This window comes from Pseudomonas sp. P4_B3, assembly GCF_056402295.1.
Genome location: NZ_JBFUHR010000006.1, coordinates 58,834 through 71,208, shown reverse-complemented (window position 1 = coordinate 71,208; position 12,375 = coordinate 58,834). Strand labels below are relative to the sequence as shown.

Genomic DNA, 12,375 nt, shown 5'->3' with positions numbered 1-12,375 from the left:
AACCATGGGCCGGGTCAAGAAGACGGTGGCTATATCACTCTTGTTCGGCAGGTTTGACCAATCGCTTTTCCAGTTCGCTGCAAGCTTTCTGGATCATTTTTTCAGTGATCGGTACTTCGCGACCCTGCTCGTCAATAATCGAGCAACCCAGAGACTGGTCTGGTTGCGTGCGGATCACTTGAATCTTGTCATCGCTGCTGTGTTGCAAGGACATGGCCTGTCTCCTCATCAGGTTGTGTGCTTACTGTAGAACCGCCAGGTGACCGGGCTATGACAACTCCCTGCGATCTTTCCGGGCGGACAGAAACAGTCCACCAGAAATGCCTTCGCGTGGCTAGCCGAACTTTAGACCAATAGCGTCTAGCCTCTAGTGTTGGTGGACATAATTAACCTGACTCATTGTGATTTGCAGCGAGCCACCCCATTGAGCGGTGTAGGCTGACCCTAATGACTGCTTTGTCCTGGATGATTGCGATGCTCTCTGCCCGTCACCGCCGTGCTGTTCGCCTGGCCCGTCGTTTCATCGCGCCGTATCGCTGGCAGGCCTTTGGCGCCTTGCTGGCGCTGATCGCCACCGCCGGCATCACCTTGTCCATGGGGCAGGGCATTCGCCTGCTGGTGGACCAGGGGTTCATGACCCAGTCACCGCATCTGCTCAATCAATCCATCACGCTGTTCATGTTGCTGGTCATGGGGCTGGCAATCGGTACGTTTGCGCGGTTTTACCTGGTGTCGTGGATCGGTGAACGCTGCGTCGCCGATATCCGGCGCAACGTGTTCAATCATCTGATTTACCTGCACCCGGGGTTTTACGAAGACAATCGCAGCTCCGAAATCCAGTCACGCCTGACCGCCGATACCACGCTGCTGCAATCGGTCATCGGTTCTTCGCTGTCGTTGTTCCTGCGCAATCTGTTGATGGTGATCGGCGGAATCGTCTTGCTGTTCATCACCAACCCCAAGCTCACCAGCATCGTGGTGCTGGCCTTGCCTTTGGTGATCGCGCCGATCCTGATCTTCGGCCGGCGGGTGCGTAACCTCTCGCGCCTGAGTCAGGACCGGATTGCCGACATCGGCAGCTATGTTTCCGAAACCCTGGGCCAGATCAAGACCGTGCAGGCCTACAACCATCAGGCCGAGGACGAGCGCCGGTTTGCCGTGACCGTGGAGGAGGCGTTCAACACCGCACGCAAGCGCATCTTCCAGCGGGCCTGGCTGATTACCCTGGTGATCGTCTTGGTATTGGGCGCGGTCGGGGTGATGCTCTGGGTCGGTGGCATGGACGTCATCGCCGGGCGAATTTCCGCCGGCGAGCTGGCGGCGTTCGTGTTCTATAGCCTGATCGTCGGCAGCGCGTTCGGCACCTTGAGCGAAGTGATTGGCGAATTGCAACGGGCAGCCGGCGCGGCCGAACGGATTGCCGAGTTGCTGCGTTCGGAAAACATCATCCTGCCGCCGGTGGCAGGCGCGGTGACACTGCCGGACCGGGTCGACGGCCAACTGCAACTGCAAAATGTGCGTTTTTCCTACCCGTCGCGGCCGGAAAGTTATGCCGTCGACGGCTTGAGCCTGACTGTAAATGCCGGTGAGACGCTGGCGCTGGTCGGGCCATCGGGGGCCGGAAAATCGACGGTGTATGACTTGCTGCTGCGTTTTTACGACCCGGCCGAGGGACGGATCCTGCTCGATGGCGTGCCGTTGACTCAACTCGATCCGCTGGACCTGCGTCGCTGTTTCGCCCTGGTGTCGCAAGCCCCGGCACTGTTTTTCGGCAGCATTGAAGAAAACATTCGCTACGGCAGTCCGAAGGCGACTTTGGCCGAGGTACAGGAAGCGGCAAAAATCGCTTATGCCCATGACTTTATCGAAGCCATGGCCAACGGTTACCAGACTCATCTGGGGGACGGTGGTCTCGGCTTGTCCGGTGGTCAGCGCCAACGTCTGGCCATCGCCCGCGCGTTGCTGGTGGACGCCCCGATCCTGCTCCTCGACGAAGCTACCAGCGCCCTCGATGCCCAGAGTGAACACCTGATCCAGCAGGCGCTGCCGAGCCTGATGAAAAACCGTACCACCCTGGTAATCGCCCATCGCCTGGCCACGGTGAAAAACGCCGACCGAATTGCGGTGATGGACCAGGGGAAACTGGTGGCGGTGGGCACGCATCAGGAGCTGATTGCCAGCAATGCGTTGTATGCGCGGTTGGCGGCGTTGCAGTTCAGTGATGGACATGAAGCGGCATGAATGACGCCTGGTATTATCTTATTTGCCGGTTGAGGCGGTGATTCGGGATCAGCAGGAGGCGTACTACGCGGCATTGTCGGCGGCCGATCATTTGGCCGAATCAACGCCTTTCGTAGAGTTCATGTTGCAAGCCATGAGCCTTGCACTATCGGAGGCGGTACGGGGTGAGCCAGAAATCGACCCAGTAACCGACCCAGTAACCGACCCAGTAACCGACCTGGTAACCGACCCAGTAGAGAAGTTGCTTTCTGTGCTGAATGTTAACGGCCCACGAAAGATCAGCGAATTGTTGGCTGACATCGGATTGGTGCACAAGGCGACGTTTCGGGCTAACTATCTCAGGCCGGCATTAGCGATCGAATGGATAGAGATGACCCAGCCCGAATCGCCAAGTAGTCCGGCACAAAAGTATCGCCTGACCCAGCTCGGAAAACAGGTCTTCGCACAGCTCAAGTCGGCGAAGAAACACTGAGCACCTCTGTAGGAGCGAGCTTGCTCGCGATGGTCGTTAACGATAACGCGTATTTACTGGCTAAACGCGGCGCTCTTGAGTCCATCGTCGGAACGCCGCCCGGAGCAAGCTCGCTCCTACTATTCCCTTAACTGAACAACATTAGCATCTGCGATGCGGGCTTTTGCGGGTCGATTTGAATCATTGATCGTCGAAAAACCGCTCATGCCAATCCACTATCGGCTGTGGCGCATTGAGCTTCTGACCGTAGATCACCGAGTACGACAACACGTTTTGCACGTACTGGCGGGTTTCGTCGAACGGGATGCTTTCCACCCACACGTCGAAACTCAGGTGGTCCGCACCACGCAGCCATTGGCGTACGCGGCCGGGGCCGGCGTTGTAGGCGGCGGAGGCGAGGACGCGGTTGCCGTTGAACTGGCTGTGCACCTGGCTCAGGTAGGCGGCACCGAGCTGGATGTTCTTGTCCGGATCGAACAGTTGCTGTGGCGAGCTATAGGGAATGCTGAACTTGCGTGCGGTTTCCTTGGCGGTGGCCGGCATCAGTTGCATCAGGCCCGAGGCGCCGACCCCGGAGCGGGCGTCGTCCATGAACGCACTTTCCTGGCGGGTAATGGCGAACGCCCAGCTCGGATGCAGGCCGCGGTTTTTCGCTTCACGGACCAGGGTCTCGCGGTGAGCCATCGGGAAGCGGATATCCAGGTCATCCCAATACTGCGCCTGACTGATGGTGCGGATCGCCGGGAAGTACCATTTCAGGTCGTAGGCCAGTTTCGCCTGGGCGACCATTTCGTCGCGGCTGAAGTGACGGCTGACGTAATACCACTCGCGACGGCCATCGACGATCTGCCCGCGGGCGTGCAGCTCCAGGGCGCGGCGTACGCCGGGCGTGTTACGCACCTTGTTGATGGTGGCTTGGCTGAGCACCAGCGGTTTGTTGAGCAAAGAGTAGGGCGACTGGGAGCGATCGGCGGCGAGGAAACCATAGAAGTCGCGTTCGCGGGCCAGGCTTTTATAGAGCGTCTGCGCTTGCGGATTCTGCGGTTGCGCCAGTTCCAGGCTGCGGGCCTGCCAGTAACGCCAGCGGTTGGTGGTGGCCAGGTCCTGGGGCAGGCGGCGGGTCAACTGATAGGCGTCGTCCCAGCGCGCCAGGCGCAGGAGCAGGCGCAAGCGCCATTCGGAAACCGTGTTGTCGCGCAGCTCGGGGTCGTATTTGGTCATGACGTCCAGTGCACGGCTGTCGAAACGTCGTGCGAGGGTCAGGCCGATTTCCCGGGCGATCGCCACTTTTTCATCCCGGGAGAAGTGCATGCTACTGGCGTAACCGTCGAGCAGGTCCATGGCCTTGTCCGGGTCCTGGCGGGCCAGGCGGCGCAGGCCGAGGCTGACCACATCGGACATGGCTTCATCGGCCGGGGTGAAGCGTGACGGCTGGTTGAGCAGTTCCGGTTTCTGCGCGACGTCCACCAGCAAGCGACCGCGAGGGGCGAGGGCGGTCATGCCGTTGACCAGGCTGTTGGCCAGCGGGTAGTTGCGCGTCTGGGCGGCGAGTTTGGCGCGCTCCCAGCGTTTTTGCTCGGTCAACTGGCCTTCGGCGGCCCACATGCCGAACAGCGTGTCACAGGCGTCGGGTTGGGACTTGCCGGTCAGCCAGAGCTTTTCCGCGTTGGCGTTGCCTTCGGCCTTGAGACCGTGGCTGAGCTGGTACTGCGCGTTCAGGCAGTCCAGTTCGGTAAAGTTCATTTTCGGGTCGTAGTACTTGACGAAGGTCGCCCAGTCGCCCCGATCCGCCAGCCAGCGCAACCAGCGCAGTTTCATCCAGTTGGCCTGGGGCAGGTCGCCGTGTTCGGCGAGGAATTTCTCGATTTCGGCGTTGCTCGCGGTTTTCAGGCGCGCGGTCAGCTCGTCGTAGGCCAGGTAGGGTTCCAGCGGATAATCGGCGAGGGCCTGGCTGTAACGGAAATACGGGCCACTGTCGCCCTTGGCCAAGGCGCGTTTGGCTTCATCGTAATACTGGCGTTGGGTGGACAGGTCCACCGCCTGGACGGATTGAACGGCAGCGGCAGACAGTAAAAAAACAGATAAAAGATTGAAAAGGCGACTGCGCATGAGACGTCCGGGCAGAGAAAAATCATGACAAGCGCGGGCCAGACCCGCGCTGAATTGTCTGTAGCTTAGCCTTTTGCCAGCAGCCGGTGAAAGCTTTGCGGGTCTTCCCGCGTCAGTTCGCAACATTTGTCATGCAGAGTGCTACGACAGCGAAATTGCCGGCCTTCTGAAGCCTCAAGTCAGGTAGAATGCGCGCCCGGTTTTTGGAGAAGCTCATGACCCTGCTCAAATTCAGCGATGTGTCCCTTGCTTTCGGCGCTATGCCGTTGTTGGACAAGGTGTCCTGGCAGATCGCCCGTGGTGAGCGGGTGTGCATCATCGGCCGCAACGGCACTGGCAAGTCCAGCATGATGAAGCTCGTCAAGGGCGACCAGAAGCCCGATGACGGCTCGGTGTGGCGTGCCCCCGGTCTGAAAATCGGCGAATTGCCGCAAGAATTGCCGGTGGCCGACGAGCGGACCGTGTTCGATGTGGTGGCCGAAGGCCTGGACGGCGTCGGTGCGTTGCTTGCCGAGTATCACCACCTGAGCCAGAACTGCGTCACCGACGCCGACCTGGACAAGCTGATGCACGTCCAGCACGACCTCGAAGCCCGTGACGGCTGGCGTTTGCAGACTTTAGTCGACAGTACCCTGAGCCGCCTGCAACTGCCGGCCGACAAGACCCTCGCCGAGTTGTCCGGCGGCTGGCGTCGTCGCGTCCTGCTGGCCCAGGCCCTGGTGTCCGAGCCGGACCTGCTGCTGCTCGACGAACCGACCAACCACCTGGACATCGGTGCCATCGCCTGGCTTGAAGAAGCATTGAAGGATTTCCAGGGCGCCGTGCTGTTCATCACGCACGACCGTTCTTTCCTGCAGAACCTGGCCACCCGCATCCTCGAACTGGATCGCGGCGGCCTGATCGACTGGAACGGCGACTACGCCAGTTTCCTCGTGCACAAGGAAGCCGAACTCGCTGCCGAAGCCACCGCCAATGCGTTGTTCGACAAGCGCCTGGCCCAGGAAGAAGTGTGGATTCGTCAGGGTATCAAGGCCCGTCGCACCCGTAACGAAGGCCGCGTACGTGCCCTCAAGGCTCTGCGTGTCGAGCGCAGCGAGCGTCGTGAGCGTACCGGCAAGGCCAATATCCAGCTGGACACTGCCGACAAGTCCGGCAAGCAAGTGATGGTGCTCGAGAACGTCAGCTTCGCTCACCCGGGCGGCCCGTTCCTGATCAAGGACTTCTCGATGGTGTTGCAGCGCGGCGACCGTATCGGTCTGCTCGGCGCCAACGGTACCGGCAAGACCACGCTGCTGAAGCTGATGCTCAGCGGCCTGCAACCGACCAGCGGCAAAGTGGAAGAAGGCACCAGGATCGATGTCGCCTACTTCGACCAGTTGCGTCATCAACTGGATCTGGAAAAAACCGTAATCGACAACGTGGCCGAAGGTCGCGACTTCATCGATATCGATGGTCAGAGCCGCCATGTGCTGAGCTACCTCGGCGACTTCCTGTTCAGCCCGCAGCGTGCGCGCACGCCGGTCAAGGCGCTGTCCGGTGGTGAGCGTGCCCGTCTGTTGCTGGCCAAGTTGTTCAGCAAGCCGGCGAACCTGCTGGTACTCGACGAACCGACCAACGACCTCGACGTCGAAACCCTCGAATTGCTCGAAGAGGTCTTGCTGACCTTCAACGGCACCGTACTGATGGTCAGCCACGACCGGGCATTCCTCGACAACGTGGTCACCAGCACCCTGGTCTTCGAAGGTGAAGGCAAGGTTCGCGAGTACGTCGGTGGCTACCAGGACTGGCTGCGCCAGGGCGGCTCGCCGCGCCTGCTGGGCGTGACCGAAAGCAAATCCGGCAAGGCCGACCTGAACTCCGCGGTGGTGAAGGCCGAGCCTGCGCCGGTTGCGGCGGCCGTCGAAGCGCCAGTGGCGAAGAAAAAGCTCAGCTACAAGTTGCAGCGCGAACTGGAAGCGTTGCCGGGGCAGATCGAAGCCATGGAGCAACAGATCGCCGCCGTTGAAGCACAGATGGCGGATGCGGGCTTCTATCAGCGTCCTGCTGCCGAAACGGCTGCGGTGATTGCTCAGCTGGAGCAGTTGCAGGCTGAGCTCGACATCATGGTCGAGCGTTGGGCCGAGCTGGATGCCTGATTGATCCCGCAATAAAAAGCCCGGCGCTCAGTGATGAACGCCGGGCTTTTCATATGCAATGCAATCCTGCATGGGTTTTGTGTTGTCAGCTTTTGGTTTGCAGGCGCACAGCAAGCACATCGCAAGGCGCGCCATGCAGCACGTCATTGGCGGTGGAGCCCAGCAGCAGTGCCAGGCCGTGCCGGCCATGGCTGCCCACCACGATCAGGTCGCAGGTTTGCTCCTTGGCCATCTGGTGAATTTCCTGGCGTGGCTGGCCGTAGGTCAGGTGGCAGTTGGCGCCTTCGAGTTCGGCGTATTTGTGCTTGAGGCGCTCCAGTCGCTCCTTGGCCTGATCGAACTGCTGCTGTTGCAGTTGTGACAGGTCCATCGGCACGTCGCCGCCGAAGGCCATGGCCATCGGCTCGACAATGTGCACCAGTGACAACTTCGCGCCGTTGCTCACCGACAGTTCGCGAGCGCGGTGGATCACAGGGTCGCACTCTTCGGTCAGATCTACAGCGACCAGAATATGGTTGTAGGGCATGAGGTGCTCCTCCTGAGGGATGCAATATTGGTAAGTATGGCTGGTTTCAAGCGCATTGGTTCCAAAGTGACACAATGGGCTCATTCAAATTCGGGAGTACAGATATGACGGTCTGGATAGTGGTGTCAATCCTGCTGGTGGTACTTAGCCCGCTGGCATGGTTGCGCCCCTCGCGCGCCCAGAGTGGGCGTATCGCCCTGCGGATGGAGGCCCGGCGCATCGGCCTGGCCATGCAACTGGCGCCCCAGCAATGGCCGCACTGGCTGAGCCAGGAGCCGCCGAGCCCCTGCGCCCAGTACCATCGCCCGCGACGTGGCAGTCAGCCGGCGTGCTGGAGTTACTGGCAAAAATCACCGGGTGTCTGGGTGAATCAGTGGCAGGAAGTCTGTGAAGATCGAGCGCTGCTCGATCATTTCGAAAAATTGCCAGGCAATGTCTTCAAGGTCGAGGCCGACAAGCAAATAATCGCCTTGTATTGGGGCGAGAAGGGCGAGGCCGAGGTGTTGCAACAGATCGACGCCATCCTCAAAGCCCTCGCTTAAGCCGACTCCCCCTGTAGGAGCTGGCTTGCCAGCGAAGACTATTTCACATTCAACAAAAATGTTGAGCGAACTACCGTCTTCGCTGGCAAGCCAGCTCCTACGAAAAGCTTTTTGCAGGCAATAAAAAGCCCGACAAAATCATCGGGCGGGTTGGCCAGGCAGGCCGGTAAATCGGTGTTGGCTGATCTTACGCTGGGCATTCGCCAAAAGCGTTCACAATTTTCCCCCTGGTTTCGCCAGCGTAGCGTGTTAAACACGGGCTGCAGCGAATTAGGGCGAATTTTCTAACAATTGATTCTATGAATGACCTTGCATGCTCAAACGTGTTTAAGGTCTTCGCAGTACGGAAATGACCGGAAAGTCGCGTTTCAACCCGTTTTTCAGGCGATTGACAATTGTCGGAAATTCCGTGAAGGTGACGTACCCAAATCAAACGGGCGTATGAATTGAGCGTTTGTATTTCAGACCGCTCCTACAGAATCCCGACTATCGCGTTGGCGGGTGTGCCGGGGGAATGGGCGTAGCATTGACGATCAACGTCCCTGCCAAGCCATTCGCCTGCGTCCGACGTGTACTGTTCAGCTTCCATATCGTGGAGATCAGTTGATGATTTACGAAGGTAAAGCCATCACGGTTAAGGCTCTTGAAAGTGGCATCGTCGAACTGAAGTTCGATCTCAAGGGTGAGTCCGTCAACAAGTTCAACCGTCTAACCCTGAACGAACTGCGTCAGGCCGTAGACACCATCAAGGCAGATGCTTCGATCAAGGGCGTGATCGTCAGCAGTGGCAAGGACGTGTTCATCGTCGGCGCCGACATCACCGAATTTGTCGACAACTTCAAGCTGCCGGATGCAGAACTTGTTGCTGGCAACCTCGAAGCCAACAGGATTTTCAGCGATTTCGAAGACCTCAACGTCCCGACCGTCGCCGCAATCAACGGCATCGCGCTGGGTGGCGGTCTGGAAATGTGCCTGGCGGCGGACTACCGCGTCATGTCCACCAATGCCAAGATCGGCCTGCCGGAAGTCAAGCTGGGTATCTACCCGGGCTTCGGCGGTACCGTGCGCCTGCCGCGCCTGATCGGTGCCGACAACGCCATCGAGTGGATTGCCGCCGGCAAGGAAAACCGTCCTGAAGACGCGCTGAAAGTCGGCGCTGTCGACGCAGTGGTTGCTCCTGAGCAGCTGCAGGATGCCGCGCTGGAACTGATCAAGCGTGCCATCTCCGGCGAGTTCGACTACAAGGCCAAGCGCCAGCCGAAGCTGGAAAAGCTCAAGCTGAACGCCATCGAACAAATGATGGCTTTCGAAACCGCCAAAGGTTTCGTGGCCGGCCAGGCTGGCCCGAACTACCCGGCGCCGGTTGAAGCGATCAAGACTATCCAGAAAGCCGCGAACTTCGGTCGCGACAAGGCGCTGGAAATCGAAGCGGCCGGTTTCGTCAAACTGGCCAAGACCTCTGCCGCGCAGAGCTTGATCGGCTTGTTCCTGAACGATCAGGAACTGAAGAAAAAGGCCAAGGCCTACGACGAAATCGCCAAGGAAGTGAAGCAGGCCGCTGTACTCGGCGCCGGCATCATGGGTGGCGGTATCGCCTATCAGTCGGCTTCCAAAGGCACGCCGATCCTGATGAAAGACATCAACGAGCACGGTATCGAGCAGGGTCTGGCCGAAGCCGCCAAGCTGCTGGTTGGCCGCGTTGATAAAGGCCGTATGACCGCCGCGAAAATGGCCGAAGTGCTCAACGGCATCCGTCCAACCCTGTCTTACGGCGACTTCGGTCACGTGGACCTGGTGGTGGAAGCGGTCGTCGAGAACCCGAAGGTCAAACAAGCGGTACTGGCTGAAGTTGAAGACCAGGTCAAGGAGGACACCATCCTGGCGTCCAACACCTCGACCATTTCCATCACCTTGCTGGCCAAAGCCCTCAAGCGTCCGGAAAACTTCGTCGGCATGCACTTCTTCAACCCGGTGCACATGATGCCGCTTGTGGAAGTGATCCGTGGCGAGAAGTCCAGCGAACTGGCCGTAGCGACTACCGTTGCCTACGCCAAGAAAATGGGCAAGAACCCGATCGTCGTCAACGATTGCCCGGGCTTCCTGGTCAACCGCGTCCTGTTCCCGTACTTCGGCGGTTTCGCCAAACTGGTCAGCGCCGGTGTGGACTTCGTCCGTATCGACAAGATCATGGAAAAGTTCGGCTGGCCGATGGGCCCGGCCTACCTGATGGACGTGGTCGGCATCGACACCGGTCACCACGGTCGTGACGTGATGGCTGAAGGCTTCCCGGACCGCATGAAGGACGACCGTCGCTCGGCCGTCGACGTGCTCTACGAAGCCAAGCGCCTGGGCCAGAAGAACGGCAAGGGCTTCTACGCCTACGAGACCGACAAGAAAGGCAAGCAGAAGAAAGTGGCCGACCCGTCGGTACTGGAAGTGCTCAAGCCGATCGTTTACGAGCAACGCGAAGTCACCGACGAAGACATCATCAACTGGATGATGATCCCGCTGTGCCTGGAAACCGTGCGTTGCCTGGAAGACGGCATCGTCGAAACCGCCGCCGAAGCCGACATGGGTCTGGTCTACGGTATTGGTTTCCCTCCATTCCGTGGCGGTGCGCTGCGCTACATCGACTCGCTCGGTGTGGCAGAGTTCGCTGCCCTGGCTGACCAGTACGCTGATTTGGGCGCGCTGTACCACCCGACCGCGAAGCTGCGCGAAATGGCCAAGAACGGCCAGAGCTTCTTCGGTTAAGCGCCCCCAACTAGAGTGAGAGTGAACTTATGAGCTTGAATCCTAGAGACGTCGTGATTGTCGACTTCGGTCGTACTCCGATGGGCCGCTCCAAGGGCGGCATGCACCGCAACACCCGCGCCGAAGACATGTCGGCGCACCTGATCAGCAAACTGCTGGAACGCAACGTCAAGGTTGACCCGAGCGAAGTCGAAGACGTGATCTGGGGCTGTGTGAACCAGACCCTGGAGCAGGGCTGGAACATTGCGCGCATGGCGTCGCTGATGACCCAGATCCCGCACACCTCGGCCGGCCAGACCGTCAGCCGCCTGTGTGGCTCGTCCATGAGCGCTCTGCACACAGCTGCGCAAGCGATCATGACCGGTAATGGTGACGTCTTCGTGGTTGGTGGCGTCGAGCATATGGGCCATGTGAGCATGATGCACGGTGTCGATCCGAACCCGCACATGTCGCTGTACGCGGCGAAAGCCTCGGGCATGATGGGCCTGACCGCGGAAATGCTGGGCAAAATGCACGGCATCACCCGCGAGCAACAGGACGCTTTCGGCGTGCGCTCCCACCAACTCGCCCACAAGGCGACCGTGGAAGGCAAGTTCAAAGACGAAATCATCCCGATGCAGGGCTACGACGAGAACGGTTTCCTGAAAACCTTCGACTACGACGAAACCATTCGTCCGGAAACCACCCTGGAAAGCCTGGCGGCCCTGAAGCCGGCGTTCAATCCGAAGGGCGGCACCGTGACAGCCGGTACCTCGTCGCAGATCACCGATGGTGCCTCGTGCATGATCGTGATGTCGGCGCAGCGTGCACAGGACCTGGGTATCCAGCCTCTGGCGGTGATTCGTTCGATGGCAGTGGCAGGTGTGGATCCGGCAATCATGGGCTATGGTCCAGTACCGGCCACACAAAAAGCATTGAAGCGCGCAGGTCTGGGCATCTCCGACATCGACTTCTTCGAGCTCAACGAAGCTTTCGCCGCACAGGCCCTGCCAGTGCTGAAAGATCTGAAAGTGCTCGACAAGATGAACGAGAAGGTTAACCTGCACGGCGGCGCGATCGCCCTGGGCCACCCGTTCGGTTGCTCCGGTGCGCGTATCTCCGGCACTTTGCTCAATGTGATGAAGCAGAATGGCGGCACCTTCGGGGTGGCCACCATGTGCATTGGTCTCGGCCAAGGCATCTCCACCGTCTTCGAACGCGTTTAAGCGTCTCGTTGATGGAAGCCGGGGCCAAGTGCCCCGGTTTTTGTTTTTCCGGATTTATTTTTGTTTTTATTTTGAAAACATTTGAGTGAGGGCCAAAGCATGCCGATACAACCTGGGCTCTACCAACATTACAAAGGTCCGCAGTACCGCGTATTCAGTGTTGCGCGGCATTCGGAAAGCGAAGAAGAAGTGGTCTTCTATCAAGCCCTGTATGGCGATTACGGCTTTTGGGTGCGTCCCTTGAGCATGTTCCTGGAGTCCGTCGAGGTTGACGGCGAACAGGTGCCACGCTTTGCTTTGGTGCAGGCCGAACCGAGCATTTTTCCGCAGCCATAAGGGGAGTGCGCGCAGAACCCTGCGCTTGACCTCACCTTGTAGCCACTATATATAG

At 59.3% G+C, this 12,375-nt stretch carries 10 protein-coding genes; 7 read left to right on the top strand and 3 right to left on the bottom strand.

Going from position 1 to position 12,375, the window contains the following annotated elements; genetic code table 11:
• Positions 1 to 34: 34 nt before the first annotated feature.
• Positions 35 to 214 (bottom strand): PA1571 family protein, encoded by a 180-nt coding sequence (locus tag AC1DWG_RS08155; RefSeq protein WP_126046427.1) that lies wholly within the window; start codon positions 212 to 214, stop codon positions 35 to 37.
• 251 nt (positions 215 to 465) lie between these two features.
• Between AC1DWG_RS08155 and AC1DWG_RS08150 the strand changes: the two genes are divergently transcribed.
• Entirely contained in the window at positions 466 to 2,241 is a 1,776-nt protein-coding gene (locus AC1DWG_RS08150) for an ABC transporter transmembrane domain-containing protein (protein ID WP_477763580.1), read from the top strand.
• A gap of 22 nt (positions 2,242 to 2,263) precedes the next feature.
• Positions 2,264 to 2,713 (top strand): Fic family protein, encoded by a 450-nt coding sequence (locus AC1DWG_RS08145; protein WP_477787610.1) that lies wholly within the window; start codon positions 2,264 to 2,266, stop codon positions 2,711 to 2,713.
• 180 nt (positions 2,714 to 2,893) lie between these two features.
• On the opposite strand, the gene AC1DWG_RS08140 is transcribed toward AC1DWG_RS08145, so the two are convergent.
• Positions 2,894 to 4,822, bottom strand: a complete 1,929-nt coding sequence (locus AC1DWG_RS08140) for a transglycosylase SLT domain-containing protein (RefSeq protein ID WP_477754635.1) — start codon at positions 4,820 to 4,822, stop codon at positions 2,894 to 2,896.
• Between the two features lie 215 nt (positions 4,823 to 5,037).
• On the opposite strand from AC1DWG_RS08140, the gene AC1DWG_RS08135 reads away from it, so the two are divergent.
• The gene (locus tag AC1DWG_RS08135) at positions 5,038 to 6,957 is read left to right on the top strand and encodes an ATP-binding cassette domain-containing protein (RefSeq protein ID WP_477754636.1); all 1,920 of its coding nucleotides are present in this window, start codon (positions 5,038 to 5,040) and stop codon (positions 6,955 to 6,957) included.
• An 85-nt stretch (positions 6,958 to 7,042) separates the two neighbouring features.
• Here AC1DWG_RS08135 and AC1DWG_RS08130 read toward each other — a convergent pair whose 3' ends face one another.
• Positions 7,043 to 7,483, bottom strand: coding sequence for a universal stress protein (locus AC1DWG_RS08130; RefSeq protein ID WP_477763434.1), 441 nt, complete (start codon positions 7,481 to 7,483; stop codon positions 7,043 to 7,045).
• A gap of 104 nt (positions 7,484 to 7,587) precedes the next feature.
• Between AC1DWG_RS08130 and AC1DWG_RS08125 the strand changes: the two genes are divergently transcribed.
• The 4 genes from AC1DWG_RS08125 (at position 7,588) to AC1DWG_RS08110 (ending at position 12,320) form a co-directional block, all read left to right on the top strand.
• Entirely contained in the window at positions 7,588 to 8,025 is a 438-nt protein-coding gene (locus AC1DWG_RS08125) for a hypothetical protein (protein WP_477787609.1), read from the top strand.
• 606 nt (positions 8,026 to 8,631) lie between these two features.
• Positions 8,632 to 10,779: a fatty acid oxidation complex subunit alpha FadB gene (fadB, locus tag AC1DWG_RS08120; RefSeq protein ID WP_477787608.1), complete on the top strand. Its 2,148-nt coding sequence runs from the start codon at positions 8,632 to 8,634 to the stop codon at positions 10,777 to 10,779.
• 29 nt (positions 10,780 to 10,808) lie between these two features.
• The gene (fadA, locus tag AC1DWG_RS08115) at positions 10,809 to 11,984 is read left to right on the top strand and encodes an acetyl-CoA C-acyltransferase FadA (RefSeq protein WP_053160736.1); all 1,176 of its coding nucleotides are present in this window, start codon (positions 10,809 to 10,811) and stop codon (positions 11,982 to 11,984) included.
• 99 nt (positions 11,985 to 12,083) lie between these two features.
• The gene (locus AC1DWG_RS08110) at positions 12,084 to 12,320 is read left to right on the top strand and encodes a DUF1653 domain-containing protein (RefSeq protein ID WP_477754640.1); all 237 of its coding nucleotides are present in this window, start codon (positions 12,084 to 12,086) and stop codon (positions 12,318 to 12,320) included.
• Positions 12,321 to 12,375: the final 55 nt, after the last annotated feature.

Bases quoted from the DNA above. Each gene is read 5' to 3' on its own strand.
- AC1DWG_RS08155 (WP_126046427.1), bottom strand. From the start codon at position 214: ATGTCCTTGCAACACAGCAGCGATGACAAGATTCAAGTGATCCGCACG.
- AC1DWG_RS08150 (WP_477763580.1), top strand. From the start codon at position 466: ATGATTGCGATGCTCTCTGCCCGTCACCGCCGTGCTGTTCGCCTGGCC.
- AC1DWG_RS08140 (WP_477754635.1), bottom strand. From the start codon at position 4,822: ATGCGCAGTCGCCTTTTCAATCTTTTATCTGTTTTTTTACTGTCTGCC.
- AC1DWG_RS08135 (WP_477754636.1), top strand. From the start codon at position 5,038: ATGACCCTGCTCAAATTCAGCGATGTGTCCCTTGCTTTCGGCGCTATG.
- AC1DWG_RS08130 (WP_477763434.1), bottom strand. From the start codon at position 7,483: ATGCCCTACAACCATATTCTGGTCGCTGTAGATCTGACCGAAGAGTGC.
- AC1DWG_RS08125 (WP_477787609.1), top strand. From the start codon at position 7,588: ATGACGGTCTGGATAGTGGTGTCAATCCTGCTGGTGGTACTTAGCCCG.
- fadB (WP_477787608.1), top strand. From the start codon at position 8,632: ATGATTTACGAAGGTAAAGCCATCACGGTTAAGGCTCTTGAAAGTGGC.
- fadA (WP_053160736.1), top strand. From the start codon at position 10,809: ATGAGCTTGAATCCTAGAGACGTCGTGATTGTCGACTTCGGTCGTACT.
- AC1DWG_RS08110 (WP_477754640.1), top strand. From the start codon at position 12,084: ATGCCGATACAACCTGGGCTCTACCAACATTACAAAGGTCCGCAGTAC.